The organism is Actinomadura coerulea (genome assembly GCF_014208105.1).
Classification (GTDB): domain Bacteria; phylum Actinomycetota; class Actinomycetes; order Streptosporangiales; family Streptosporangiaceae; genus Spirillospora; species Spirillospora coerulea.
This window is the reverse complement of record NZ_JACHMQ010000001.1, coordinates 6,169,224-6,193,279: the sequence shown is the minus strand read 5'-3', so window position 1 is coordinate 6,193,279 and position 24,056 is coordinate 6,169,224. Positions and strand designations below refer to the sequence as shown.

At 73.2% G+C, this 24,056-nt stretch carries 24 protein-coding genes and 1 tRNA gene; 5 read left to right on the top strand and 20 right to left on the bottom strand.

Annotated features, from left to right (window positions below; all coding sequences use genetic code 11):
* Positions 1-3 precede the first annotated feature (3 nt).
* The 10 genes from BKA00_RS28625 to BKA00_RS28580 form a co-directional block, all read right to left on the bottom strand.
* Complete coding sequence (locus BKA00_RS28625) at positions 4-1,218, bottom strand: alanine racemase (RefSeq protein ID WP_185030102.1); 1,215 nt, start codon at positions 1,216-1,218, stop codon at positions 4-6.
* Positions 1,215-2,057: an IclR family transcriptional regulator gene (locus BKA00_RS28620; RefSeq protein WP_185030100.1), complete on the bottom strand. Its 843-nt coding sequence runs from the start codon at positions 2,055-2,057 to the stop codon at positions 1,215-1,217. The genes BKA00_RS28625 and BKA00_RS28620 overlap by 4 nt, the downstream gene beginning before the upstream one ends.
* Complete coding sequence (locus tag BKA00_RS28615; protein WP_185030098.1) at positions 2,054-2,797, bottom strand: MBL fold metallo-hydrolase; 744 nt, start codon at positions 2,795-2,797, stop codon at positions 2,054-2,056. The genes BKA00_RS28620 and BKA00_RS28615 overlap by 4 nt, the downstream gene beginning before the upstream one ends.
* Positions 2,794-3,933 (bottom strand): M20 family metallopeptidase, encoded by a 1,140-nt coding sequence (locus BKA00_RS28610; RefSeq protein ID WP_185030096.1) that lies wholly within the window; start codon positions 3,931-3,933, stop codon positions 2,794-2,796. Before BKA00_RS28610 ends, BKA00_RS28615 begins: the two co-directional genes overlap by 4 nt.
* The gene (locus tag BKA00_RS28605; RefSeq protein WP_185030094.1) at positions 3,933-4,898 is read right to left on the bottom strand and encodes an ABC transporter permease; all 966 of its coding nucleotides are present in this window, start codon (positions 4,896-4,898) and stop codon (positions 3,933-3,935) included. Before BKA00_RS28605 ends, BKA00_RS28610 begins: the two co-directional genes overlap by 1 nt.
* Positions 4,898-5,842 carry an ABC transporter permease gene (locus tag BKA00_RS28600; protein WP_185030091.1) on the bottom strand — a complete coding sequence of 315 codons (945 nt, stop codon included), beginning with the start codon at positions 5,840-5,842 and terminating at the stop codon, positions 4,898-4,900. The genes BKA00_RS28605 and BKA00_RS28600 overlap by 1 nt, the downstream gene beginning before the upstream one ends.
* Positions 5,835-7,442, bottom strand: coding sequence for a sugar ABC transporter ATP-binding protein (locus tag BKA00_RS28595; RefSeq protein WP_185030088.1), 1,608 nt, complete (start codon positions 7,440-7,442; stop codon positions 5,835-5,837). Before BKA00_RS28595 ends, BKA00_RS28600 begins: the two co-directional genes overlap by 8 nt.
* A 2-nt stretch (positions 7,443-7,444) precedes the next feature.
* Positions 7,445-8,497: an ABC transporter substrate-binding protein gene (locus BKA00_RS28590; protein ID WP_185030086.1), complete on the bottom strand. Its 1,053-nt coding sequence runs from the start codon at positions 8,495-8,497 to the stop codon at positions 7,445-7,447.
* 69 nt (positions 8,498-8,566) lie between these two features.
* Positions 8,567-10,129 (bottom strand): N-acyl-D-amino-acid deacylase family protein, encoded by a 1,563-nt coding sequence (locus BKA00_RS28585; RefSeq protein WP_185030084.1) that lies wholly within the window; start codon positions 10,127-10,129, stop codon positions 8,567-8,569.
* 188 nt (positions 10,130-10,317) lie between these two features.
* Positions 10,318-11,298, bottom strand: coding sequence for an adenylate/guanylate cyclase domain-containing protein (locus BKA00_RS28580; RefSeq protein WP_185030082.1), 981 nt, complete (start codon positions 11,296-11,298; stop codon positions 10,318-10,320).
* Between the two features lie 88 nt (positions 11,299-11,386).
* On the opposite strand from BKA00_RS28580, the gene BKA00_RS28575 reads away from it, so the two are divergent.
* Positions 11,387-12,157, top strand: a complete 771-nt coding sequence (locus BKA00_RS28575; RefSeq protein ID WP_185030080.1) for a MerR family transcriptional regulator — start codon at positions 11,387-11,389, stop codon at positions 12,155-12,157.
* A gap of 4 nt (positions 12,158-12,161) precedes the next feature.
* Here the strand turns inward: BKA00_RS28575 and BKA00_RS28570 are convergent, their stop codons facing one another.
* From BKA00_RS28570 to BKA00_RS28560, 3 genes are all read right to left on the bottom strand, one after another.
* Positions 12,162-13,766 carry an RNA polymerase sigma factor gene (locus BKA00_RS28570; RefSeq protein WP_185030078.1) on the bottom strand — a complete coding sequence of 535 codons (1,605 nt, stop codon included), beginning with the start codon at positions 13,764-13,766 and terminating at the stop codon, positions 12,162-12,164.
* Positions 13,767-13,969: 203 nt separating this feature from the next.
* Positions 13,970-15,580, bottom strand: a complete 1,611-nt coding sequence (locus tag BKA00_RS28565; protein ID WP_221493322.1) for a long-chain fatty acid--CoA ligase — start codon at positions 15,578-15,580, stop codon at positions 13,970-13,972.
* An 82-nt stretch (positions 15,581-15,662) separates the two neighbouring features.
* Positions 15,663-16,151, bottom strand: a complete 489-nt coding sequence (locus BKA00_RS28560) for a SigE family RNA polymerase sigma factor (RefSeq protein ID WP_420829698.1) — start codon at positions 16,149-16,151, stop codon at positions 15,663-15,665.
* Positions 16,152-16,405: 254 nt separating this feature from the next.
* Here BKA00_RS28560 and BKA00_RS28555 point away from each other — a divergent pair, with 254 nt between their 5' ends.
* Positions 16,406-17,359 carry a hypothetical protein gene (locus BKA00_RS28555; RefSeq protein ID WP_230298600.1) on the top strand — a complete coding sequence of 318 codons (954 nt, stop codon included), beginning with the start codon at positions 16,406-16,408 and terminating at the stop codon, positions 17,357-17,359.
* On the top strand, positions 17,356-18,174 hold the full coding sequence (locus tag BKA00_RS28550) for a MauE/DoxX family redox-associated membrane protein (RefSeq protein WP_185030071.1): 819 nt from the start codon (positions 17,356-17,358) through the stop codon (positions 18,172-18,174). The genes BKA00_RS28555 and BKA00_RS28550 overlap by 4 nt, the downstream gene beginning before the upstream one ends.
* Before the next feature lie 33 nt (positions 18,175-18,207).
* On the opposite strand, the gene BKA00_RS28545 is transcribed toward BKA00_RS28550, so the two are convergent.
* From BKA00_RS28545 to BKA00_RS28535, 3 genes are all read right to left on the bottom strand, one after another.
* Positions 18,208-18,441 (bottom strand): hypothetical protein, encoded by a 234-nt coding sequence (locus BKA00_RS28545; RefSeq protein WP_185030069.1) that lies wholly within the window; start codon positions 18,439-18,441, stop codon positions 18,208-18,210.
* 326 nt (positions 18,442-18,767) lie between these two features.
* The gene (locus BKA00_RS28540; protein ID WP_476692267.1) at positions 18,768-19,952 is read right to left on the bottom strand and encodes an ATP-binding protein; all 1,185 of its coding nucleotides are present in this window, start codon (positions 19,950-19,952) and stop codon (positions 18,768-18,770) included.
* 307 nt (positions 19,953-20,259) lie between these two features.
* Entirely contained in the window at positions 20,260-21,270 is a 1,011-nt protein-coding gene (locus tag BKA00_RS28535; protein ID WP_185030066.1) for a pirin family protein, read from the bottom strand.
* Positions 21,271-21,434: 164 nt separating this feature from the next.
* On the opposite strand from BKA00_RS28535, the gene BKA00_RS28530 reads away from it, so the two are divergent.
* Complete coding sequence (locus BKA00_RS28530) at positions 21,435-21,896, top strand: MarR family winged helix-turn-helix transcriptional regulator (protein WP_185030063.1); 462 nt, start codon at positions 21,435-21,437, stop codon at positions 21,894-21,896.
* On the opposite strand, the gene BKA00_RS28525 is transcribed toward BKA00_RS28530, so the two are convergent.
* Complete coding sequence (locus BKA00_RS28525; RefSeq protein WP_185030061.1) at positions 21,893-22,315, bottom strand: hypothetical protein; 423 nt, start codon at positions 22,313-22,315, stop codon at positions 21,893-21,895. The genes BKA00_RS28530 and BKA00_RS28525 overlap by 4 nt on opposite strands.
* A gap of 161 nt (positions 22,316-22,476) precedes the next feature.
* Between BKA00_RS28525 and BKA00_RS28520 the strand changes: the two genes are divergently transcribed.
* Positions 22,477-23,217, top strand: a complete 741-nt coding sequence (locus BKA00_RS28520) for a M15 family metallopeptidase (protein WP_185030059.1) — start codon at positions 22,477-22,479, stop codon at positions 23,215-23,217.
* A 3-nt stretch (positions 23,218-23,220) separates the two neighbouring features.
* On the opposite strand, the gene BKA00_RS28515 is transcribed toward BKA00_RS28520, so the two are convergent.
* From BKA00_RS28515 to BKA00_RS28505, 3 genes are all read right to left on the bottom strand, one after another.
* Entirely contained in the window at positions 23,221-23,385 is a 165-nt protein-coding gene (locus BKA00_RS28515; RefSeq protein ID WP_185030057.1) for a hypothetical protein, read from the bottom strand.
* Positions 23,386-23,501: 116 nt separating this feature from the next.
* A tRNA-Ser gene (locus BKA00_RS28510) sits at positions 23,502-23,590 on the bottom strand.
* Positions 23,591-23,668: 78 nt separating this feature from the next.
* Positions 23,669-24,037 (bottom strand): cupin domain-containing protein, encoded by a 369-nt coding sequence (locus BKA00_RS28505; protein WP_185030055.1) that lies wholly within the window; start codon positions 24,035-24,037, stop codon positions 23,669-23,671.
* Positions 24,038-24,056: the final 19 nt, after the last annotated feature.

Here is a 24,056-nt window from a genome sequence, read left to right as displayed (position 1 = left end):
GTCTCAGAAGTACGTGCGGATCAGGTCGACCACCGTGTGGTCGTCGTCCACGACGGGGATGACCTGCCACTTGTCGAAGGCCGTGCAGGGGTGGGAGATCCCGAAGCAGATCAGGTCCCCCGGACGCACGGAGGCGCCGCCCGTCGCGACGTAGGCGTGGTGGTCGTTGGTGTCGGTGACGCGCAAGCCGTCCGCCGGGGTGGTCGTCCCGTCGGCCTTGCGGATCCGCAGCGGGACGGGCAGGCCCGCGTCGTAGGGGGCCTCCCGCTTGCCCATCCCGGCGATCGCGAGGCCGGGTTCGGGGACGGACGTGACCTGCGCCCAGATCTCCAGCGCGGCGTCCAGCGAGCCGGGGACGCGGTTGAACGGCGTCCGCTCGGTGTAGATGCCGTCGTCGTGGGAGACGTAGGCGCCGCTGCGCAGCACCACGGTGAGGTCGTGGCCGGGCAGCCAGTCGCCCGCGAGCGTCTCGGCGACCTGGTCGAAGTAGGCGCTGCCGCCCGCGGTGACGACGACGTCGCGGGGGAGAAGCGGGGACAGCTCGACGGTCGCGTCGCGCAGCGCGCCGAGGTAGGCGCCCGCCGCCGCGACGTCCGGCAGCCCGCCCTCGTACCCGGCGACGCCGGCGAGTTCCGTGCCGGGCGCGCCGGCGACGGCGCGGGCGACGGCGGCCAGTTCCTCGACGGTGCGGCAGCCGGTGCGGCCGTTCGGGTGACCGAGCTCGACGAGCACCCGGAACGGGCGCTCCCCGGCGGCCGCGGAGATCGCCGCGACGCCCTCGGCGGAGTCGGCGTACAGCAGGAACTCCATGCCGCGGTCGATCTCGCCGCCGAGCCAGCGCAGCGCGGTCGGGTCGAGCAGCTCGTTGGCCAGCAGGACGCGGGGGACGCCGAACGTCCGGTAGGCGAGGACCTGGTTGGCGGTCGCGGCGGTGATGCCCCAGGCGCCCGCGTCCAGCTGGGCCTGGGACAGCGTCGGGGCCATGGACGTCTTGCCGTGCGGCGCGAACGCGAGCGCGTGCTCCCGGCAGAACGCGGCGAGCGCCGCGATGTTGTGGTCCAGGGCCGACCGCCGCGCCACCATCAGCGGCCAGGTGAACGGCCCGCCGAACAGCGGGTGCCGGGCGGCGGCGAACTCCTCCAGGGGGACGGGCGGACCGGGCAGCCAGAGGCCCTTGGTCCGCCAGTCGACGTGCTCGCCGGGAATGGTGAGGCTCACGGCTGGTTCCCTTCGTGCGGGTCGTGGCGCGTTCTGTCGGGACGGCGGCGGGACGGACGGGACGAGCCGAGCACGCGGGAGATCTCCAGGCCCGCCCGCTCGACCATGGGCCCGACCTCCCGCACCCGCGCCGGGGTCATCCGGGACGTCAGCCCGGAGACGCTGAGCGCCCCCACGGCCCGGTCGGTGTGGTCGAAGATCGGCGCGGCGACGCAGCGGACCTCGGGCTCGTTCTCCCGGTCGTCCACGGCGTACCCGGAAAGCCGTACCCGCTCCAGCTCGGCGGCGAGCCGCACCGGGTCGGTGATCGTCCGTTCGGTGCGCGCGGGCATCCCGGCCGCGACGACCGTCTGGAAGTCGTCCTCGCCGAGCCAGGCGAGGATGGCCTTGCCGACGGCCGTCCGGTAGGCGGGCATCCGCAGCCCGACCCGGGACGCCATCCGGACGTTGTGCTCGTTCTCCACCTTGTCGATGTAGACGACGTCGGGGGCCTCGTAGACGACGAGGTGGCACGTCTCCCCCACGAGGTGCTGGAGGCGGCGCAGCGGGTCGGCGGCGACCGACCGCATGTCCAGCGTCGACAGGTACGCCTGGCCGAGCCGCAGCGCGCCGTGCCCGAGCCGGAACCAGCCGGACTCGCGGTCGCGGGTGAGCAGGTCGCCGTCGATGAGCGGCTGCGCGAGCCGCAGCACGGTGCTCTTGCTGATGCCGAGGTCGTCGGCGATGCGGGTCAGCGACACCCCGCGCGCGTCGGCGTGGTCGCGGACGTGGTCGAGGACGGCGAGCGCGCGGCGCAGCGACGACGACTGGTTCCTCGGTTTCGCCTGGTCGGTCGTCATGTGGTGCTCCCCGGGAGCAGGCCGCGGCGCAGGACGTCCCGCGCGGCGCGCAGGTGCCGCCCGGCGCGGGCGAGCGAGATCTCGTGGTGGCCCGGCAGCAGCATGTCGACCTCCAGCCCCGCGAGCCGCTCCAGGCTCGCGGCGTAGTCGGGGACGCGCGAGTCGTGCAGGTTCTGCAGCGAGATCCGCCCGCCGGTGAAGACGCAGTCCCCCGAGAACAGCGCGCGGCCCTCGGGCGCGTCGAGCAGGTAGCAGGTGTGCCCGTCGGCGTGCCCGGGGGTGGCGACGGCCTGGAGGGCGACGCCGCCGCCGAGGTCGACGCGCTCCCCGTCCGCGATGGGGCGGACCGCCGGGCACGCCGGGAACGCGTAGCCCTCGGGGTAGACCCCGGCGGCCTTGCCGCGGTCGACGCTGAGCTTCTCCTCGTCGCCCGAGGCGATCCAGTCGCTCGCCGGTGCCCCCGCGCGAACGGCGAGCCCCTCCACGCTCCGGGCGAGCCCGGCGGCGCCGCCCGCGTGGTCGGCGTGCCCGTGGGTGAGCAGCAGGTGCCGCTCCCCCGCCGGCCCCGCCGCCGCGAGCATCCGCCGGGCGAGCAGCCCGGCGGACACCCCGGCGCCCGCGTCGACCAGTGCCGCGCCCCGCGACCCCCGCACGAGGTAGACGTGGCAGTCGAGCGGGTCGGTGAGGTCGAACCCGGCGGCCCCGCTGCCGACGAGCTCGACGTGCTGCGTCAGCCTCATGACCGCCCTCCGCCGAGGGAGCGGACGGTGTCGGCGACGAGGCGGGCGGCGAGATCCACGTCCGCCAGCGCGACCGACTCGTCGGCGGAGTGGGCGTCGCCGATGGAGCCGGGGCCGAAGACGACCGAGGGGATGCCGGCGCGGGCGAGCTTGCTGGCGTCGGTCCCGAACGGCATGCCCTGGACGGTCGCGGGACGTCCCGCCGCCTCCAGGGCGCGGACCAGAGCGGCCGGGACCGGGCTGGTGGCGGGCGTGTCGAGGGCGTAGTCGACGGTGAACGGCTCGTCCACCTCGACGCGGCCCGGGATGAGCGCGGCCAGCTCGGCGCGGTCGCGGCGCCACACGTCGAGGGGGTCCTCGCCGGGCAGGGTGCGGCGGTCGACGTCGATCTCGCAGCGGCCCGGCACGGTGTTCGGGCCCTCGCCGCCCCGGATCCGGGTGACGCAGCGGGTCGCCGTCCCGAGCAGCGGGTGCGGCGGGACGTCCGGCGCCGCCGCGCCGATGTGGTCGATCACGCGGGTCATGAGGGCGACCGCGTTGACGGCCTCGTCCGGCCGGGAGCTGTGCCCGGCCGTCCCCAGCGCGCGGACGGTGTAGCGGACGCAGCCCTTGTGCGCGGTGGCGGGGACGAGCCCGGTCGGCTCCCCCACGACGGCCCCGGCGATCGGCGCGTCCCCGAGGTCGGAGATGAGGCCGAGGACGCCCCGGTAGGCGTGCTCCTCGTCCACGACCCCGGCGAGGACGACCCCGAACGGCGGCGGGTCGCCGGCCGCCAGCTCGGCCGCCGCGAGCATGAACGCGGCGAGCGGCCCCTTGGCGTCGCAGGCGCCGCGCCCGTACAGGCGGCCGTCCCGGACCGTCCCGGCGAACGGGTCGACGGTCATGCCGGTGGTCTCGACCGTGTCGAGGTGCGACTCCAGCAGCACCATGCGGGGATCGCGTCCCGGCACGGTCGCGACGACGTTGGGACGTCCCGGCAGCACCTCCCGGAGTTCCGCCTTCACGCCGCGCGCCTCGAGCCAGCCGCGCACGTACCCGGCGACGGCGGCCTCCCCGAACCCGGGACCGGACCCGGCGCGCGGGTTGACGCTGGCGATGCCGACCATCGCCTTGAGCAGCTCCCCCGAGCGCGTCATCAGGACCGCCGTTCCCGCGCGTAGGCGAGCAGCAGCGCGATGATGAGCAGGCCGAGGACGATCTGCCGGACGCCCTCCGAGACGTTCCACGCGGCCAGCAGCGCGGTCAGCAGCGTCAGCAGCAGCGCGCCCGCGACCGTGCCGAGGACGTGCCCGCGCCCGCCGAGGATGGACGTCCCGCCGAGCACGACCGACGCGATCGACAGCAGCTGGTACGGGTTGCCCATGGTGAGCGAGCTGGTGGAGGTGAACCCGAGCAGCACCAGGCCCGACACCCCGGCGAGCAGCGCGCACGCCCCGTAGGCAATGAACGCGGTGCGGGCGAGCGGGACGCCGGAAGCGCGCGACGCCCGCTCCCCGTTGCCGAGCGCGAAGACCCACCGTCCGGCGCGGGAGGCGTGCAGCAGCCACGCGGCGGCGGCGGTGATGCCGAGCCACAGGACGAACGCGAGCGGGACGCCCACGACGCGGTCGTTGGCGAGGGACGCCAGCATGGGGACCTTCGCCGACTTCGGCGACCCGTTGGTGTAGACCAGCAGCGCGCCGGCGACGATCGTGCCGGTGGCCAGCGTCATCACCATCGGCGGCACCCGCAGCCAGGTCACCCCGGCGGCGTTGGCGAGCCCGACCAGCAGGCTCGCGAGGAGGGCGACGGCGACGCCCGCGGGTCCGCCCGAGCCGGACGCGACCTGCGCGCACACCACCGCCGACAGCGCGACGACGCCCGACACCGACAGGTCGATGCCGCTCATCATGATCACGAGTGTCTGGCCGACGGCGACGATGCCGAGGAACGCGGCGGTCTGCACCAGGTAGCGGACGCTGGAGACGCTGTCGAACCCCTTGGCGAACAGAACCGCGGCGATCCAGGTCACGATCAGCACGCCGAACGCCCAGGCGGCGCGGTTGTCCCGCAGGGCCGCCGCCGGACGGCGGGCGCCCGCGGTGCGCGAGAGCGCTGCCATCAGTCCGTCCTCTCCCTGGTCGCGAAGGTCTTGACCGCGATCGCCACGATCAGCACCGCGCCCTGCATGATCAGTTGGTAGAACGGCGAGAGCCCGGTGAACAGCAGCAGGTTGGTGAGCAGGCCGATGAGCAACGCGGCCAGCACGGTCGCGCGCATCTGCCCGACGCCGCCGAAGAAGCTGACCCCGGCGAGCACCGACGCGGCGATCGAGTTGAGCGTGTACGGGGTGCCGATCGTGGCGTCCCCGGAGCCGGTCTGGATCGCGAGGCCGATGCCCGCGAGGCCGACGAAGACGCCCGCGAGCGCGTAGGCGGAGATCTTCACCTTGCGGGTGCCGATGCCGCTGGCGTAGGCGCCGTGCTCGTTGCCGCCGACCGCGTACAGCGACAGCCCGAACCGGGTCGTCCGCACGAGCTTCCAGGCCAGCAGCACCAGGGCGATCGCCACGAACGGCAGCGCGAGGCCGTTCCAGCCGTTGTTGTAGGCCTTGACCAGGCCGGACGGGACGCTCCCGCCGGGCTGGGGGAGGACCACGAGCGTGACGCCGCCCCACAGGAACGACGCCGCCAGCGTCACGATGATCGGCGGCAGCCCGGCGTAGGCGACGAGCACGCCGTTCGCGGCGCCGGTCGCGGCGGCGGCGGCCAGGGCCAGGCCCGCGGCGACGAGCACGCCGTCCTCGGCGCGCACGGCGAACACCGCCATCGCGAGGGACAGCACCGCGCCGAGCGACAGGTCGATGCCGCCCGCCAGCATGACGGTGCTCTGCCCCATCGCCGCCAGGATCAGCGGCAGGAACTGCGCCGACAGGATCGTGATCGACGCGGGGGTGAACACCTGCGAGTCGTAGTGGCTGTAGACGGCCAGCAGCACGACCAGCAGCGCGCCGAGGCCCGTCACGTCCAGGTTGCCGCGCAGCGCGGCGGTGAGGCGGTCAGGCATGCGCCACCGTCCCGGTGACGGAGGCGCGGACGAGCCGCTCCTCGGTGAGGCCGCCGCCGGAGAGCCGGTCCACGACCGCGCCCTCGTACATGACGGCGACCTCGTCGCACAGGCCGACGAGTTCCATGGTGTCTCCCGAGGTGACGAGGACCGCCACGCCGCTGTCGGCCAGCCGGCGGAGCAGGTGGTAGATCTCTCGCTTGGTGCCGACGTCGATGCCGCGGGTCGGCTCGGCCAGCAGCAGCACCCTCGGCTCCGAGGGCAGCCAGCGGGCCAGGGCGACCTTCTGCTGGTTGCCGCCCGACAGCCGGCGCGCCTCCTGCTCGGGGCCGGTCACCTTGATCCGCATCCGCTCGACGAGGTCGGCGACGAGCCGGTCCTCGGCGCGGCGGTCGACGGTGGTGAGCCTGCGGCCGGGCGTCACGACGCCGAGGTTGGTGAGGGCAAGGTTGGCCCGGACGGTCTGCCCCACGTGCAGGCCCTCGACCTTGCGGTCCTCCGGGACGTAGGCGACGCGGCGGCGGATCGCCTCGCGCGGGGACGCCAGGCGCGCGGGGCGCCCGTCCACCTCGACCCGGCCGGTGTGCCGGACGAGCCCGAACAGGGCGCGCAGCACCGCCCGCTGCCCCTGCCCCTGGAGGCCGCCGAGGCCGATGATCCGGCCGGGTTCGAGGTCGAGGTCGACGCCGGCGCAGGCGCCGGGGACGGTCAGCCCCCGCGCGCTCAGCACCGGCCCGCCCGCGGGGACGGGGGTCGCGTCCCCCGCGGAGCCCTTCGCGACCTGTCGCCCGGCGGCGATCTCCCGCTCGGAGGGGATCGCCGCGGCGTCGCCGCCCGCGGGGGCGGCCCCCGCCCCGGCCTTCGGCGGGAACAGGTCGGACAGCTCCCGGCCGATCATCAGGTGCACGATGTCGTCGTGGCCGGTCTCCGCGCGCTCGCGGGTGGCCATGACCTCGCCGTCCTTGAGGACGGTCAGCCGGTCGGCGACGGCGAACAGCTCGCCCATCCGGTGGCTGACCATGATCACCGACGAGCCGGCCGCGCGCAGCTCGTCCACGACCTTGAACACGCACGCGACCTGGTCGTCGTCCAGGGCGGACGTCGCCTCGTCCAGGATCAGCAGGCGCGGGGACGAGGCGAGCGCCTTGGCCAGCTCGACGAGCTGCTGCTGCCCGAGCGGGAGGCGTCCCGCCCGGGTCAGCGGGTCGGCGTGCAGGCCGACGCGCTCCAGCAGCGGCCGGGCGCGCCGGGCCAGGTCGCGGCGCAGGACGAGCCCGCGCCGCGCCGGCCACTGGCCGAGGAACACGTTCTCGGCGACGGTCTGGTGCGGGTTGAGGCTGAGCTCCTGGTGCACCGAGCCGATCCCGACGGCCCGCGCGCGGTGCGGGGACCAGGCGCCGGCCGGCGCGCCGTCGTAGACCACGCGTCCGGAGTCGGGCGACAGGAGTCCCGTGATCAGCGAGAGCACGGTGCTCTTGCCCGCGCCGTTCTCGCCCACCAGGGCGAGCACCTCACCGGCGCGGACGTCGAAGCTCACCTCGTTCAGCACGCGGTTGCCCGCGAAGGACTTGGAGACCCGCTCGACGGCCAGGAGTGTCATCGCTACTTGCCGATCAGCTTGTCGATCTCGGACTGCGGCAGCGTCTGGATCGGGTAGGAGTCGTCGGGCTGGTCCGCCTTGACGTACTCGTTCAGGTTCTCGTCTGTGATCTTGGGCAGCGGGACCATGATCTGGTTCGGCACCGTCGCGCCGCCGGCCTTGGCGACCGCCGCGCGCAGCGCGATGACGCCGAGGTAGTTCGGCTGGGCGGTGGACAGCGAGGAGAACCCGCCGGCCTTGTTGTCGTTCCAGAGCTTGAGGAACCCGTTGTAGTTCTCACCGGTGATCGGGACGAGCTTCTTCTTCTGCTTGACGAGCGTCTGGAGCGCGGCGGCCGAGAGGGCCCCGCCCTGCGAGAACACGCCGTCGATGTCGGGGTTGGCGGAGTAGGCGGAGGCGAACGCCTGCGCGGCCGGCGCGAGGTTGTACTCGCTGTGCACGTTGGAGACGACCTTGACGCCCGGGTACTGCTTGAGGCCCTCCTGGGCGCCCTGCCAGCGCTCCTCGCTGACCGCGACCCCGGCCGGGCCGTTGAACGCGATGATCTTGCCCTTGCCGCCCAGCTTCTCCCCGAGCCACCGGCCCATCATCCGGCCCCACTCCTTCTGGTCCGTGCCGACGCGCACGACCTTGTCGGAGGTGACCAGGCTGTCGAAGTTGGCGACCGTGATCCCGGCGCCCGCGGCCTGCTCCAGCGCCGGGTTCAGCGCGGTGGACGACCCGGCGTCGACGAGGATCACGTCGTACTTCTGCTGGATCATCGCCCGGATCTGGGCGATCTGCTGGGAGGTGTCGCCGTTGGCGTTGAAGACCTGGTAGTCGGCGACCTTGCCGTCCTTCTTCAGCTGGGCGACGTCGTCCTTGAGCATCTTGTCGGTCTGCTGCATCCACGACGGGGTCAGGTAGATCGTGGACCAGCCCACCTTGAGGGCCTTGGCCTTGCCGGCGGAGGCGGACGACCCGCCGTCGCCGGAATCGACGCCGCACGCTGCGGTGGCGGCCAGCGTGCCCAGCGCCGTGACGGCCACGGCGGCGCGCGTGAACCTACCGATCATGAGGGACTCCTTGTGCTGGTCCGGGCCCGGACGGGCCTCGGCGAACTGGGCGGGGGGTGGCTTGGGGGGTCAGGAGGGGGCGAGGGCCCGTCCCGGCGGTCTCGCCGTCTCGGCGAGGACTCCTCCGGACAGGACCGGGACGCCGTTGACCACGACGTGCTCGACGCCTTCGGCGGGCACCCTGGGTCTTTCGTAGGTGGCGCGGTCGGTGACGGCGGACGGGTCGACGACGGCGAGGTCGGCGGCGCGACCCGTCTCGACGCGGCCCCGGTCGGCGAGCCCGAACCGGTCGGCGGCGCGTCCGGCCAGGTGCACGGCCGCCTGCTCCCACGTCCAGTCGCCGAGCTCGCGGACGTGCCGCCCGAGCAGCCGGGCGAACGCGCCCCAGCCGCGCGGATGCGGGTGCCCGCCCTGGTAGATGGCGTCCGATCCGGTCGTCTGGGCGGGGTGCCGCAGCAGCGCCCGCACCGACTCCTCGCTGTTGGTCGGCGGCTGCCCGAACACGCACCCGGCCTCCAGCCGGGTCGCGACGAGCAGGTCGCAGCAGAACGCCCCGGGAGCCGACCCGGCCCGCTCGGCCGCGTCCGGCAGGCTCATGCCCTCCGCCCACCGGAACTCGTCGGCGGGGACGTGCGAGAGCGTGATCCGGGGCCACACCTCGGGGCGGTGCGCGAACCAGTCGCGCTCCAGCCGCTCCCGGACGGCCGGGTCGGCGAGCGCCTCCAGCGTGCCGTCGAGGTCGGCGATGGGGAGCCAGTCCGGCAGCGTGACGAGCGTCAGCGTGCTGGCCCCCCGCAGGTAGGGGTAGTTGTCGAAGGTCAGGTCGATGCCCTCGGCGCGCGCGCCGTCCACGAGCGCGACCAGCTCGTCGCCGGGGCCGTGGTAGTGCGAGACGTGCGGGGCGACGTTCCCGGCCCGCGCGATCTCCAGGACCTCCGCCATCGCCGCGCCGGCCGCGGACTCGTACCCGCGCATGTGCGTGACGTAGGGCAGCCCCGCCGCGCCGACCGGCGTGCACAGCGCCGCGATCTCGCCGGTGCCGGCGTAGGCGCCGGGCACGTACTCCAGCCCGGTGGACAGCCCGGCCGCCCCCTCGGACAGGCCGCGCTCGACATGCGCCCGCATGGCCGCCAGCTCGGCGGCCTCCGGGGCCCGCCGGGCGGTCCCCATGACGCCGTGCCGGATCGTCCCGTGCGGGAGCAGGTAGACGGTGTTGAGCGGGGTTCGCCGGTCGTAGGAGGCGAGCAGCTCCGCGACGGTCACCGGCCCGCCGTCCAGCCCGGGGTGCGTGCCGTTGACCGGCGCGAAGTAACGGCTCACGTAGCGGAGCGTCTCGGCACTGGCCGGCGCGTAGGAGACCCCGTCCTGGCCGAGGACGAACGTGGTGACGCCCTGCCGCAGCGCGGCGAGCTGGACCTCGGGGTCGAACACGGCCGCGTCGCCGTGGACGTGGGTGTCGATGAAGCCCGGCATGACGTACCGGCCGGTCGCGTCGATCTCGGCGGACGCCCGCGCGCCGGGAAGGACGCCGACCGCGGCGATCCGGCCGGCGGTGACGGCCACGTCCGCGCGGCGCCCGGGAGCCCCGGTGCCGTCCAGCACCGTCCCCCCGCGAACCAGCAGATCGTGCATTGGACCTCATTCACCCCAACGAGCGCGTAACCGGACTTCCGTGCCGGTAATCGTGGAGGTTATGGGGCGCACCAAGCGCGGCACCAGATTTGCAACACATCATTTTGCATTGCACAACCACCCCTTGACCTGCGACGTTACCGACGCCGGAGGGATCGGCGGCGGTGGAGGGGTGAAGCGCGGGCCGCCTACGCCTTGGGGCGGCGCAGCAGGTACGGCCGCACGCGGCCCAGGCCCTGCAGCGGGCGGGGACGCAGACCGGAGGCGTCGTAGGGCCCGGACGGCAGCGCCGAAACCAGGCCGGCGTCGGCCAGGACCGTGCCCGGGTAGGCGGTGGACGTCAGGCGCGCGGCCATGTTGACGGGCGTGCCGAACACGTCGCCCAGCCTCTGGATGACCTCGCCGCAGGCGAGGCCGACACGGACCTTGGGGAAGTCGGGGTCCTCGTTGAACCGCTCCGCGACGCGCAGCCCGATCTCCGCGGCGGGCCCGGCGGCGGGCGCGACGAACAGGACCTCGTCGCCGAGCGTCTTGACCACGCGGCCCCCGCACTCGGCGACGATGTGCGTGACGGCCCACTCGAAGCGCTCGACGAAGCCGGCCAGGGCGTCGCCGTCGAGACTGCGGCTCAGCCGGGTGAACGACACGACGTCGGCGAACCCGACCGCGAGCCGCGCGACCCCCGCGGCGGGGTCGGCCCGCGCGGCGGCGGTGGACGCGGCGGCGCGCATCCCCGCGGCGGTGAGCTGGCGGCGCCAGCCGTGCAGCAGCAGCCGCTCGAACGAGGGCCGCAGCTCCTCGGTGGCGACCAGGGCCGCGGTGACCAGGTCGGACGTCACCGGCTCGTCGGACGGCAGCGCGCCCAGGCGCTGGAGCCACACGTCGCCGAGCCAGCTGGCCAGCCGCCCCATCGTCTGGCCGACCGCGCGGACGAGCTGGAGCACCGTCTCCTCGTCCACCAGCTCGTGCGACAGGACCTCGCGGATCTCGACGAGCGCGGCCACGTCGCCGTCGGTGAAGGCGACCTCGTCGTCCGGCGGGACGGGGAAGCCGAGCGCCTGCCAGATGCGCCGCGCGAAGTCGTCCGAGACGCCCGCCCGGGCCTCGACCTCCCGGCGCGTGTAGCGCAGGGGGCCGCCGAGGAGGGTCTCCTCGATGTCGTCCGCCATGCGGCAACCCTATGTGCCATCGATCGATGTAACAATGAGGTGGGGGTAAGATCACGGCGGTCAGACGACACGAGCCGGCGGACGGGGCATGGCCGAGTACCGAATCGACGAGCTGGCGCGGCTGGCGGGCAGCACGGTGCGCAACATCCGCGCCTACCAGGACCGCGGTCTGCTGCCGCCGCCCCGCCTCGAAGGCCGGGTCGGCATGTACGACGACACGCACCTGGCGCGGCTGCGGCTGATCGGCAAGCTGCTGGCCCGGGGCTACACCTTCGCGATCATCAAGGACCTGCTGGGCGCCTGGGAGACCGGCAAGGACGTCGCCGAGGTGCTCGGGCTGGAGAAGGTCCTCACCGACCCGTGGTCGGACGAGATCCCCGGCACCGCCACCTACGAGGAGCTCGTGGCGAAGTTCGGCTCCGGCCTGGACGACGACGAGGTCGCCCGGACCCTGGAGCGGACGGTCGAGCTCGGCCTGATCGAACCGGACGGCGACACCTACCGGGTGCCGAGCCCGCGGCTGCTGCACGTCGGCGCCGAGCTCGTCGCCGCCGGCATCCCGCTGGACTCCGTCCTCGACATCGCCGGGCAGATCCGCGCCGACTGCGACGTGATCGCCGGGCGGTTCGTGAACCTCGTCCAGGAGCACGTGTTCACGCGGCTGGAGCGCCAGCCCGTCCCGGACGGCGAAGAGGTGGGCGAGGTCGCCGCCGTGGTCCGCCGGATGCGCCCGCTGGTGAAGATGGTCGTCGACCCGTTCATCGCGCGGGCGATGGAGGCCCGCGTCGAGGCGGCGCTCGGCGACCACCTCGAAATGATCAGAAGCCACCCCGGGGAGCGCCCGGCCCCCGGCGGCTGACCCGCTAGAGCAGAGTCGCGCCCCAGACGACCTTCACCTCGTGCGGCGCGCCCTCGGAGTCGGTGAACGTCAGCGTGCCCTGCCCCGGCAGGCCGATGAGCGCCGTCCGCAGCGTGATCGTCAGGCTCGTCGTGCCGTCCTCGGGCATGCCGCCCTGCATCTGCGACAGGATCAGCTGGTTCGATGACGTCATCGCCGTCCAGGACACCGGGCCGCTCTTGGCCGCGAGGCTGACCTGAGCGGTCTTCGTCCCGTACATCTCGACCTTGGCGGGGTTCACCACGAGGACGCCGGGCGGCCTGGGCGAGTTGGACGGCGGCACCGGATGCCGCGGCGTCGGCGTCGGCGCCTCCGGGCTCTCCTGGCTCTTCTCGTGGGTCTGCGGGGCGGGCGGCGGCTGGCCGGGACGGGCCTGCGCCCCACCGCCGGGCCCCTGCGGCGCCTTCCCGCCGCGCCCCTGGCCCTCCGGCCTCTCCTGCGTGATCGACGGCGCCGGATGCGTGCGGAACGGCGGCCACGACAGCGTCCCCCCGCCGATCCCGGGGCCCATCAGGACCGCGACGGCGAGGGCGGCGGCCAGCGCGCCCACCATGCCGCCCCCGGTGAACAGCCACCGGCGCGTGAACGGCGACGGCACGTCCGGCTGGCTCGGCAGGCCGGACGGGGTCAGCGTCCCGCCGCGCGCCGCGATGTCGGCGCGGTAGCCCGCCAGCTCGGGGTCCGTCGCGGTGTGCATGACGCGGTGCCGCAGCGCCGCGGGCAGCACCGGCGCGGGCGCCCGCCCCAGCAGCGCGGCCGCGGTCACCTGGGACCGGGCACGGCAGTCCTCGCAGCCGGCGGCGTGCGCCTCGGTCGCGGGATCGGCCGGGGAGACCTCGCCGCGGCGCCCGAGACGCCACCACGGCGCCCTGCCCGGCTCCGCCGGAGGGGCCTCCTCCGGGCGGTCCGGCGCGCGTGCGGCCAGCACGGGGATCGCCGCGGACCGGGACTCCTCGGCCGCGCTCGCGGCGGCGGCGCACTCCCGTCCCGCGCGGCCGGTCTCCTGCCGCAGGGCGGTGTCGAACTCGGCGCGCGCCCTGCGCTCCCGCGCGGCGGCCCGCCGCGCCGACAGGCCGAGCGCCGCCCCGAGGCGGGCCGGGCGCATGCCGTGCCGGTGCGTCAGGAGCATCACCTCCTGGTCGACGGGCTCCAGCCGGGACAGGCACGCGCGCAGAAGGTCGTGAAGTTCGTCCGACCGCGGCCGGTCCGGCACCGGATCGCCGGTTTCGGCGCGGTCCAGAAACGGCGCGTCGGAGAACTCGCCGTCGCGGTCCCAGAACAGCACCTTGGGGCGGCCGCGGCGGATGCAGCGGCGCCGCGCCGCGCCGTACAGCCAGGAACTCAGATACAGGTGGTCGCGCATTCGGGGAGCGCGGCGGCCGGCGTCGATGAACGCGTCGTGGACGATGTCGGCTGCCGCTTTCCCGTCGCCCGACATCGACAGCGTGTAGTCGTAAAGACGCTCGCCGTACTCGTCGTAGAGCGCGGCCAGGGCCGCCTCGTCACCCTCGTTCAGTCCCTTGACGAGCTTGTGGTCGGCTGTGGGGGCGGAGGTGGACAACCTGGGCATTCACGCTCCCGGCAGCGGAGTGTGGAAGTTGCCCCCATGGGGGCCATCCGGACATTCGGCCCACCTTGCATACACCCCCGAACCCCGCCCGCACCACTTGATCCGCTGAAATCGCCGCGAACGTGACCCGAAGTGATTACTCGCGTCTCTGCGTGACCACCCGATCTGTGACTCCGCGTCAGAATCCAGTAATCGAAGCGGTGTCAATCAGCGCGCCGCACCTCCAGATCACCGTCCGCGTAGCGCCGCCGAAGCACTTTTTTATCGAACTTGCCCACACTGGTCTTCGGGACCTCGGTGAGGAAAGCCCAGCGCTCCGGAACCTGCCACCCGGCGACCCGGCCGGCGAGGAACTCCCGCAGTTCCTCCGCCGTGACCACGGCCCCGTCCCGCACGACGACGGACGCGAGCGGACGCTCCTGCCAGCGGTCGTCGGGCACGCCGACCACCGCCGCCTCCACCACGTCCGGGTGGGCCATGAGGTGGTTCTCCAGCTCCACCGACGAGATCCACTCCCCGCCCGACTTGATGACGTCCTTCGCCCGGTCGGTGAGGACGAGGTACCCGTCCGGCGACAGCGTCCCGACGTCGCCGGTGCGCAGCCAGCCGTCGTGGAACCTCCCCGGGTCCTCGTCCAGGTGGTAGGCGCCGGTGATCCACGGCCCGCGGATCTCGACCTCGCCGACGGCCTCCCCGTCGCTGGGCAGCACCGCGTCGCCGTCCCCCACGATCCGCATCTCCAGCCCGGCGAGGACGCGGCCCTGGCTCACCCGCGCCCGCCACGCCTCCTCGTCCGCCGCCCCGGGCGGCGGGTGCGCGACCGACGCGACGGGCGAGGTCTCCGTCATCCCCCACGCCTGCACGATGCGTACGCCGATCTCCTCGAACCCGCGCATCAGCGACTCCGGCACCGCCGACCCGCCGCACGGCACGAGCCGCAGGGAGGTCAGGTCCGACCCGTGCTCCTTCGCGTACCGCAGCACGTCCGACCAGATCGTCGGCACCGCGCCCGCGACCGTCGGACGCTCGGCCTCGATGAGCCGGACGAGCGGCTCCGCCTGGAGGAACCGGTCCGGCATGACCAGCGGCGCGCCCGCCATCACCGCCGCGTAGGGCAGCCCCCACGCGTTCGCGTGGAACATCGGCACCACCGGCAGGACCACGTCGGACGCGCTCAGCCCCATCGCGTTCCCCGTGCACGTCGACATCGAGTGCAGGTACGCCGACCGGTGCGAGTAGACGACGCCCTTCGGGTTGCCCGTCGTCCCGCTCGTGTAGCACATCGCGGCCGCCGACCGCTCGTCGATCTCCGGCCACGCGAATTCCGCCGGCGCCGCCGCGAGCAGCTCCTCGTAGCCGTGCAGCTCCTTGCCGGCGCCCTCCAGCGGCGCGGTGTCGCCCTCCCCGGCCACCACCACGTGCCGGACGGTCTCGAACCGCGCCAGCACCGGCGCGAGCAGCGGGATCAGCGACGCGTCCACGATGACGACCCGGTCCTCGGCGTGGTTCGCGATGTAGACGAGCTGGTCGGGGAACAGCCGCAGGTTGAGCGTGTGCAGCACGGCGCCCATCGACGGCACCGCCAGGTACGCCTCCAGGTGCTCGGTGTTGTTCCACAGGAAGGTGGCGACCCGCTGGTCCCCGTCCACTCCGAGTCCCCGCAGGGCACCGGCCAGCCGCGCGGCGCGCTCACCCACCTCCGCGTACGTGCGGCGCCGCGTCCCGTCCCCCGTCCACGTGGCGACCTCGGCCTCCCCGAACACCCCGGCCCCGCAGCGCATGATCGTCGTAATGGTCAGCGGAAAGTCCTGCATCGTGCTCCACACGGCAAGCCTCCAGCGCTCGCAGCGGCTCTAGAACCGGATTCTGCCAGCGTCCCCCTCCCCTGGCGACCCCCTAGTACAGCTCCCGGAGGCGGGCCATGGCCCGCGAGACGGTGGACTTGACCGTGCCGACGCTCACGCCCAGGACTTCGGCGATCTCCCGTTCGGACATGTCCTCGTAGTAGCGGAGCATCACGGCGAGGCGCTGGCGTTCGGGGAGGCGGCTGAGGGCGCGGCCCAGGGCGTCGTGCATCTCGCTGCGGTCGGTGTGGTCCTCGACGGGCCGTTCGGGGAGCTGGTCGGTGGGGTAGACGTCCAGCTTGCGGCGGCGCCACCAGGAGATCTGGGTGTTGACCATGGCGCGGCGGACGTAGCCGTCCAGGGCGGAGCGGTCCTCGATGCGGTCCCAGGCGAGGTAGGTCTTGGCGAGGGCGGCCTGGAGGAGGTCCTCGGCCTCGGCGCGGTCGCTGGTGAGCTGCGTGGCGGCCCGGAGCAGGACGGGACCGCGTTCCACAACGTATTCGCGGAACTCCTCGTGCCGCGTCGCGTTCACACCCACCACCGGACCAGGGGTCGGGGAGCCGCACCGACTCCCGGTACGACGACGATCGCATGCGCGGCGTAATTACGGGCCTACTGGAACAATATTTCCGGGTCAACCAGTTTATATTTTTCAACCGAGGTAGATCAAAGTTCCTCCGGCCGTTGACTTATCGCGACAAATCCGTCGACAGCGGGGTCACGGCGCGTGACTCTTGACTCACTGTCCTAACAGCTCTCGCCGTACGTCACGACGATCGATGCCGGAGTGCCGCGATGCCGACGACCCACCTCCGCCGGGCGGCGCACCGCCGGGCGCTGTTCGCGGCCCCCGAACGTCCGGAGGAGGATCCGCCCGCGCGCGCGATCAGCGGGATCGTCCTGGACGCGAGTCCGCATCTGCTGGTGGTGGCCGAGGCGGCGGCGCGGGGGGCCGAGACCCGCATCGCGATGAGCGAGGACACCGCGATCTGGCACGGCGGGCGCGGGGGCCCCGCCGCGCTCCGCCCGGGCCGGCCCGTGGTCGTCCGGCGGACCGCCGGCGGCGGCGCCGAGCGGATCTGGGTGGGCATCGGCCGGGTCAGCGGGACGATCATCGCGTGCGGGCGCGGCACCGTGGAGGTGGACATGGGGCCGCATCGCGGGCGCTCCCACGTGGTGATCCCGCCGTCCGTCCTCGGCCCGGTGCTGGTGCGGCATCCGCGCCTGGAGCCCGGCTACCTGATCGACGTGGTCTGCGTGGGGTCACCCGGCGGCCCGCAGGCGGTGCGCCCGGGCACCTCCCAGCCCGGGTACCGGGTGGCCGACCTCGCCGCCCCGGAGGCGGCCGCGCCGGTGCCGCGGGAACCGCGCGGGACGGCGACCTGGTTCGGCGGCGTGGACGGGGAGTGGCGGGACGGGGCGTCCTACCCGGCGGTCGACTCCGAGGGGGACGCCGGAGGCTGCGCGGACGCCCCGGCCGGATGCGCGCCGCTGCCCTACCTGTCGATCGGCAGTGAGATCACCGTCCGCAACGAGTGCGGGGGGCGGACGGCACCGGTCCGGGTGATCGAGTGCGGCTGCACGGCGGCCCGGTTCTGCGACCGGTGCGTGGAGTGCGACGCGTCGCCGCGGGGGCGGATCGTCGAGCTGACCCCGGCCGCCTTCGCCGGACTCGGCGGCGACCTGGCGGCCGGCTGCTTCAACGCGACCGTCCGGCCGGCCGCGCCCGGCGGGATGGAGGGGCCATGATGACGGCGATCCAGAACACGCAGGTCCTGCTGCTGGCGTCGGTGCTGCTGGTGGCGTGCCTGGCGAAGCTGACGATGCGGGAGCGCGCGGCGGGCGCGCCGGACCACGTGCACGGCGTCCCGGTGCCGGCCAGGCTCGCGCGGCTGTCGGCGCTGCGCCGCAGCCGCGGCATGACGGTCGGGCTCGGCATCGGCGAGGGCGCCCTCGGCCTCGCGCTGCTGGTGACCTCTCACCTGTCGGTGCGGCTGGCGACGACGGTGGCGTTCGCCGCCGCGACCTGGGTGGTCGGGGAACTGCGGGTGCACAGGCCGGACGCCGGTTGCGGCTGCTTCGGCGCGCTGAGCGCCAAGAAGGTGGACCGGCGCAGCGTGCTGCGGGCGATGCTGTTCACGTGCGCGGCGGTCGTCTCGCTCGGCGCGCCGCACGCGGGCGTGGACGTGCTGCGCGACGTCCCCGCGCAGGTCGGGCTCATGTTCGCGATCGAGGTCGCGCTGTTCGTGGCGCTGTCCCCGGAGCTGGCGGAGCTGGCCGGGCGGCACCGGCTGCCGCGTGCCGCCGTCCCGTGCGAGCGGCGCCGCAGCCCGATGCCGGAGACGTACGCGAGGCTGTACGAGAGCCCGGCGTGGGCCGAGCACGAGAACGCGATCGGGAGCGCGGTGCCGCTGGACGTCTGGCGGGAGGGCTGCTGGCGGTTCGTGGCCTTCCCCGGACGGGTGCGCGAGCGGGACGTCGAGATCGTGTTCGCGGTGTCGACGTCGGAGCGGGACCCGGCCGTCCGGTCGGCGGTGGTGGCGGCCGCCGGACGCGCGCAGTAGCCGGTCGCGGGCCCCTGGGCCGCCGGGGCGCCGTCAGAACTGCTGGGCGCCCCCGCGCGAGCGCCGGAAGAGCAGGCGCCGGGTGCGGGCGTGCAGCGCTTCGCGCAGCCGGGCCATGTACCGGTTCTCCGACCCGATCTCCGGCGGGCGGCCGCCCTGGTCCTGGCGCATCGCCGACTCGTCGTAGCCGAGAATCGATGCGGATATGTCGTCCTCGCCCCCGAGTTCGTCGATCTCGTCCTCATCGGGCCGGCGTCGCACTCTCATGTCCACCCCTGGCATCGCCCAGATGCCCGCCGCGGGTCGCCAGAGATCTCCTACCCCGCTGACCTGGCACGACAACACGCGGGACGCCGTCCGCCGGGCCGCCCCGCCCGCATCGCCCGGCGGTGGCCGACCGCTCTCTGCAACTCTCTAGTGCTCTCTACGAAAAAACTTAGAAAGGCTTAGAGAAAGGCAGAGGATGGACGAGCGAAATCTACGGCTCTCTATCTCTGTCGCTAGAGAGCCGGATATTCGTCCGACGAGCCGACTCGATGCGGCCTTCTACCGCTCTCTGGCGTTGGCGCTAGAGAGCCCGATAGGCGGGTAGGTCAGGCGGGCTGGGATCGGAGGAACGTGCCGAAGTGCGGAACGGTGAACGCGACCATGCCGCGTTCGGCGCTGTAGATGAGACCCTTCTTGATGAGCCCGTCGCGGGCGGGCGACAGGCTGGACGGCTTGCGGCCCAGCTCGTCGGCGACCGACGCGGTGGGCACCGGGTCGTCGCCGAGCATGGCCATGGCGCGCATGTAGTCGCGCTCGGCGGGGGTGGCGCGCTCGTAGCGGCTGCCGAAGAAGCCGACGGCGAGCTCGCTCTCCGCCTCCGGCGCGGCGACCTTGATGTCGTCGACGGTGATGGGGCTGTCGGGCGCGACGTCCCACACGACCTTGGCGTAGGCCTGGACGAAGTAGGGGTAGCCGTCGGCCGCGCCGTACAGCGCGTCGAGGGCCTCCGGAGTGAAGGTGACGTCCTCGCGCTCGGCGGGGGCCAGCAGCGCGACGTCGGCCGACTCGCGGTCGAGCCGGTCGATGCGGGCATACCGGAAGAGCCGCTCGGAGTAGGACTTGCTCGCCGACAGGACGGCCGGCAGGTGCGGCAGGCCCGCGCCCACCACGATCAGCGGGCCGCCGACCTGCGACAGCTCGTGGCACGCGGCGCACAGCGCGGACACGTCGTCGGCCGGGATGTCCTGCATCTCGTCGACGAACAGGGCGATGCCGACGCCGACGTCGGTCGCGACGGAGGCGGCGTCGACGAACAGCTCGGTGAGGTCGATCTCCAGGTCGCCGGAGTCGGCGCGGCCGCGCGCGGCGGGCACGTCGATGCCGGGCTGCCAGCGGTGCGCCCTGGCCTTGGTCTTGCCCGCGGGCTCGGGGCCCGCCTGCGCGAACGCCTTGAGCACGCCGAGGAACTCCTCGATGCGATCGGGCGCGCGGTGCCGGGGCGCCAGCTCCCGGACGGCCCGGTGCAGCGCGGACGCCACCGGGCGGCGGATCGACTGGTCGGGCCGGGCCTCGATCTTCCCCGTCCCCCACAGCCGCTGGATCGCCTGCGACCGGAAGGCGTTGAGCAGCACGGTCTTGCCCACCCCGCGCAGCCCGGTGACGATCATGCTGCGCTCGGGACGGCCGCGGGCCACCCGTTCGAGCACCACCTCGAACTGCCGGAGCTCGCGGTCGCGGCCGGCCAGCTCGGGCGGGCGCTGCCCGGCGCCGGGGGCATAGGGGTTCCGCACGGGGTCCACGCTCTCGGACTCTATGAGGCGATATAGCTGCGGCCGTAGATTTGCGTAGAGAACGCCGCGGCGTGTCGCGTGGTCACGCCGCCGCCCGCAGCGCGCGGAGCCGTCGGGCCCCCGTGCGGCCATGGTCGCCACCATGTCGCCTCCCGGGCGAGCGCGTTCGAACAGGGCGGTCGAACTTCTGTTCGACCATTCGAACACAGTAGCGCATGGCGTCCCCGCCGTCCCGTGGAACACGGAAGAGGACCCCGGCCGCGGGCACCACCCCCGCGGCCGGGGAGCTTTCAGGCCGGACCGGCGGTCAGGCCAGGGGTTCGTCCGCCTCGGACCGGTGGGGGACCTTCTCGGCGGGGACGGTGCCCATGCGCCCGGCCTGGAAGTCCTCGAACGCCTGGACGATCTCGTCGCGGGTGTTCATCACGAAGGGACCGTACCGGGCGATCGGCTCCCGGATCGGCAGTCCGCCGAGGACGAGGATCTCCCAGCCCGCCGCACCGGCGGCCGGCTGGGTGTCGGCCGCGCGCACGACGAGGCCGTCCGTCTCGCCCTTGTGGTGCGAGCCGGCGAACACCGCGAGCTGCCCCTCGTCCAGCGCGACCTCCTCGACCCCGGCCGTCCCGCGGCCCGACAGGACGTACACCAGCGCGTTGAAGTCGCGCGGCCAGGGCAGCGTCAGGCGCGCCCCGGGCGCGACGGTCGCGTGCAGGTAGTTGATCGGCGTGTAGGTGGTGCCGGGGCCGTCGTGACCGGCGAGCGACCCGGCGATGACGCGCACCAGGGACGAGCCGTCGTCCGCAGCGAGCAGCTTGACGTCGCGGGCCTCGATGTCCTGGTAGCGCGGCGGCACCCACTTCTGGGCGCGCGGCAGGTTGACCCAGAGCTGCACGCCGTGGAACAGGCCGCCCTTGGCGACCAGCTCGGGCGGCGGCTGCTCGATGTGCTGGATGCCGGACGCGGCCGTCATCCACTGCGTGGCGCCGTCGGAGATCAGGCCGCCGCCACCGGTGGTGTCCTGGTGCTGGAACGCTCCGTCGATGATGTAGGTGACGGTCTCGAACCCACGGTGGGGGTGCCACGGGGTGCCCTTCGCCTCGCCCGGCGCGTACTCGACGGCGCCCATGTGGTCGAGGAGCAGGAACGGGTCGGCCAGGGACAGGTCGATGCCCGGGAAGGGGCGCCTGACCTGGAAGCCCTCGCCCTCCAGGTGGCGCTTGGCGGTCACGACCTTCGCGACGCGGCGCCAGTCGGTGCCCTCCTGCGGCAGCCGCGGCAGGCGGGGCAGGCTCAGCGGGTCGGCCATCACGGCAGGCATCGGGTTCTCCCTCGTCCGGGTGTCCGTCCGCGATCCGGGCGGTGCACTGGTCCCTGCAACATAGTTGATGCTTCAACTATTTCCTCCGGACGGAGAGACCGTCCTGCTAGGCTGAAGATAGGGGAAGTTAGTTGAATCTTCAACATATGGGCTATACTGGCGGCATGACCGAACCTCGCTGGCTCGACGCCGCCCAGCAGCGCGACTGGCGGGCATACGTGGACGGCAGCGTCCGGCTCGCCGAGGTCATGGACCGCGACCTCAAGACCAAGCACGGGCTGTCGAACTCCGAGTACGAGATCCTCGTCCGCCTGTCGGAGGCCCCCGACCGGCGGCTTCGGATGGCGGAGCTGGCCGACAACGCCAGCCAGTCGCGCAGCCGGCTCTCCCACACCTGCTCCCGCCTGGAGAACAAGGGCCTGGTCAAGCGGGACAGCTGCCCGAACGACAAGCGCGGCGTCTACGCGCACCTGACCGACGAGGGCTTCTCCGCCCTGGAGCGCGCCGCCCGCGACCACGTCGAGGTCGTCCGGACGTTCTTCATCGACGTGGTCGAGCCCCAGGACCTGGAGGCCATCGGGCGCGCGTTCGGCGTCGTCCTCAAGCGGCTCGGCGGCCCGTCCTAGAGCGGGGCGGTCACGCCGGTCAGGAACCCGACGGACAGCAGGGTCAGCAGGCCCCAGGCGAGCATCATCCCGATGCCGAACGTCCGCCACCGCCCGCCGACCTTCCAGACGAGCAGCCCGCCGAGCCCGAACGCCAGCACCAGCAGCGTCACGAACTGCGGCATCAGGCTGGGCCTGCGGCTCATCATCAGCGGCGGGTACATCATCACGGCGTCGACGAACACGAACGCCGCCATGCCGGCCGCCAGCGCCTTGACGTCCCGGCCGAGGAACGCCCGCGCGCGCTCAGCGGCATCCTGCGCTCTCTCTGTCTGCAGCAGGGGGTGCGCATGCGCAGCCTGCTCGACCTCCACGCTGTGCGCGACCGCGAAGATCTCGTCTTCGAGGCTTGGGAGGTCCCCCTCCTGAGATTTCGCCATCCCGGCTCCCTGGGGCCGGCGCCCGCCCGGCGACATGCCCGGCGGATGGTTGGGTTCACGGCCCGTCCGTCCCGGCCCTTTCCGGCGGGCGCGCCTTCAAACGCACGGTAGCGAACACCCGGGTCGGCGCGCGCATCCCGTGACCTGCGTATGCTGCAAAGATGCCAGGTAGGAGGGCTAAAAGAACCGCGACTTTCCTCGCCACGCTGCTGGCCGTGCCGCTCGCCGCGGCCGGATGTGGCCGCGGCGGCGACGACACGGGCGAGTCGGCGCCTCCGGCGACCCCGCCGACCGCGTCCGCTCCGGGCACCCCGTCGCCGTCCCCGACCAGGCAGGGCTTCCAGTCCACCATCAAGAAGGTGACGGCCGGGGACCTCGAGCACTCGTGGCGGCGCGGCTGCCCCGTGTCGCCCTCCGGGCTCCGGATGATCGAGATGACCTACTGGGGGATGGACGACAAGCCGCACACCGGCGGGCGGCTCGTCGTCAACGCGAAGGCGGCCGGCGACCTGGTGAAGGTGTTCAGGAAGCTGTACGCCATGAAATACCCGATCGAGCGCATGGAGCCGGTCGACAAGTACAAGGGCAGCGACTTCGACTCGATCGAGGCGAACAACACCTCGGCGTTCAACTGCCGCCAGGCGACCGGGTCGAGTTCGTTCTCCAACCACGCCTACGGTCTCGCGGTCGACATCAACCCCTGCCAGAACCCGTACGTCTACGCGGACGGACGCGTCGCGCACAAGGACTGCGTCAAGTACAAGAACCGCAAGAACGACGACCCCGGCGTCATCCACGCCGGCGACAAGGTCGTCAAGGCGTTCGCCTCCATCGGCTGGAGCTGGGGCGGCACCTGGAGCGGAGCCCGCGACTACCAGCACTTCTCCAGCTCGGGCCGCTGAGCGTCACATCATCATCAAGGCGATCACGAGGATCGCGACGACGGCCACCACGGCGACGATGCCGACGATCAGACCGATGTTCGGGCCGGACTTGTCCGGCTGTGCCTGGCTGGCGAAGTTCTGGAACTGGTGCGTCGTGCCTGCAGGATCCTGCGGTGTCTGCGACATGCCGAAGAGGGTAACGAACCCTTCCGCCCGAGTCGGACGATTTCACCACGAGAGCAACCCGCGTCACAGCGGGGTCCAGGGGGGTCGCCCCTGGTGATATGGCGCAAACTTCTGGGCGGAGAGTGTGGGATTCGAACCCACGAGGACTGTCCCCAGCCCTGGGCGCTTTCAAGGCGCCTGCACTAGTCCACTATGCGAACTCTCCAGGTGACCGCGTCGCGGCGGTCATCGCCCACGATAGCGGGCGGGGGCGGTCGCGTTCGACCGCATAGGGCGACCGCCCTCAGGGGACGCGGTAGCCGGGGACGGACGGCCAGCGCACCGTGAGGACCACCGACTCCTCCTCGGCCTCCCACGAGTGGTCGACGCCGCGTCCCCACACCACGTAGTCGCCCTGCTCGGCGAGGACGACGTCGCGGCCGGGGAACTCCAGCCGGAAGCGGCCGCTGATCAGCACGAGCAGGGCGGTGCGCTTCTCGCCGTCCGTCCACGCGGCGCGGCGCTCGCCCTTGGGGTGCACGCCCCACTTGATCTCGACCTCGGCGCTGTGCCGCAGGTCGCCGGGCGTCTTGAAGTGCCCGAGCAGCCAGCCGCGGTCGGCGGCCGCGTCCGGCGCCGCCCTCCCCACGTACACACCGTCGTCGCCCGTCACAGATGGCAACGGTAGCCCA

Coding starts and splice junctions, on each gene's coding strand:
- BKA00_RS28590 (WP_185030086.1), bottom strand. CDS start 8,497: ATGATCGGTAGGTTCACGCGCGCCGCCGTGGCCGTCACGGCGCTGGGC.
- BKA00_RS28620 (WP_185030100.1), bottom strand. CDS start 2,057: ATGACGACCGACCAGGCGAAACCGAGGAACCAGTCGTCGTCGCTGCGC.
- BKA00_RS28615 (WP_185030098.1), bottom strand. CDS start 2,797: ATGAGGCTGACGCAGCACGTCGAGCTCGTCGGCAGCGGGGCCGCCGGG.
- BKA00_RS28520 (WP_185030059.1), top strand. CDS start 22,477: ATGCCAGGTAGGAGGGCTAAAAGAACCGCGACTTTCCTCGCCACGCTG.
- BKA00_RS28575 (WP_185030080.1), top strand. CDS start 11,387: ATGGCCGAGTACCGAATCGACGAGCTGGCGCGGCTGGCGGGCAGCACG.
- BKA00_RS28570 (WP_185030078.1), bottom strand. CDS start 13,766: ATGCCCAGGTTGTCCACCTCCGCCCCCACAGCCGACCACAAGCTCGTC.
- BKA00_RS28565 (WP_221493322.1), bottom strand. CDS start 15,580: ATGCAGGACTTTCCGCTGACCATTACGACGATCATGCGCTGCGGGGCC.
- BKA00_RS28585 (WP_185030084.1), bottom strand. CDS start 10,129: ATGCACGATCTGCTGGTTCGCGGGGGGACGGTGCTGGACGGCACCGGG.
- BKA00_RS28545 (WP_185030069.1), bottom strand. CDS start 18,441: ATGAGAGTGCGACGCCGGCCCGATGAGGACGAGATCGACGAACTCGGG.
- BKA00_RS28515 (WP_185030057.1), bottom strand. CDS start 23,385: ATGTCGCAGACACCGCAGGATCCTGCAGGCACGACGCACCAGTTCCAG.
- BKA00_RS28580 (WP_185030082.1), bottom strand. CDS start 11,298: ATGGCGGACGACATCGAGGAGACCCTCCTCGGCGGCCCCCTGCGCTAC.
- BKA00_RS28535 (WP_185030066.1), bottom strand. CDS start 21,270: ATGCCTGCCGTGATGGCCGACCCGCTGAGCCTGCCCCGCCTGCCGCGG.
- BKA00_RS28600 (WP_185030091.1), bottom strand. CDS start 5,842: ATGCCTGACCGCCTCACCGCCGCGCTGCGCGGCAACCTGGACGTGACG.
- BKA00_RS28550 (WP_185030071.1), top strand. CDS start 17,356: ATGATGACGGCGATCCAGAACACGCAGGTCCTGCTGCTGGCGTCGGTG.
- BKA00_RS28610 (WP_185030096.1), bottom strand. CDS start 3,933: ATGACGCGCTCGGGGGAGCTGCTCAAGGCGATGGTCGGCATCGCCAGC.
- BKA00_RS28555 (WP_230298600.1), top strand. CDS start 16,406: ATGCCGACGACCCACCTCCGCCGGGCGGCGCACCGCCGGGCGCTGTTC.
- BKA00_RS28525 (WP_185030061.1), bottom strand. CDS start 22,315: ATGGCGAAATCTCAGGAGGGGGACCTCCCAAGCCTCGAAGACGAGATC.
- BKA00_RS28595 (WP_185030088.1), bottom strand. CDS start 7,442: ATGACACTCCTGGCCGTCGAGCGGGTCTCCAAGTCCTTCGCGGGCAAC.
- BKA00_RS28530 (WP_185030063.1), top strand. CDS start 21,435: ATGACCGAACCTCGCTGGCTCGACGCCGCCCAGCAGCGCGACTGGCGG.
- BKA00_RS28605 (WP_185030094.1), bottom strand. CDS start 4,898: ATGGCAGCGCTCTCGCGCACCGCGGGCGCCCGCCGTCCGGCGGCGGCC.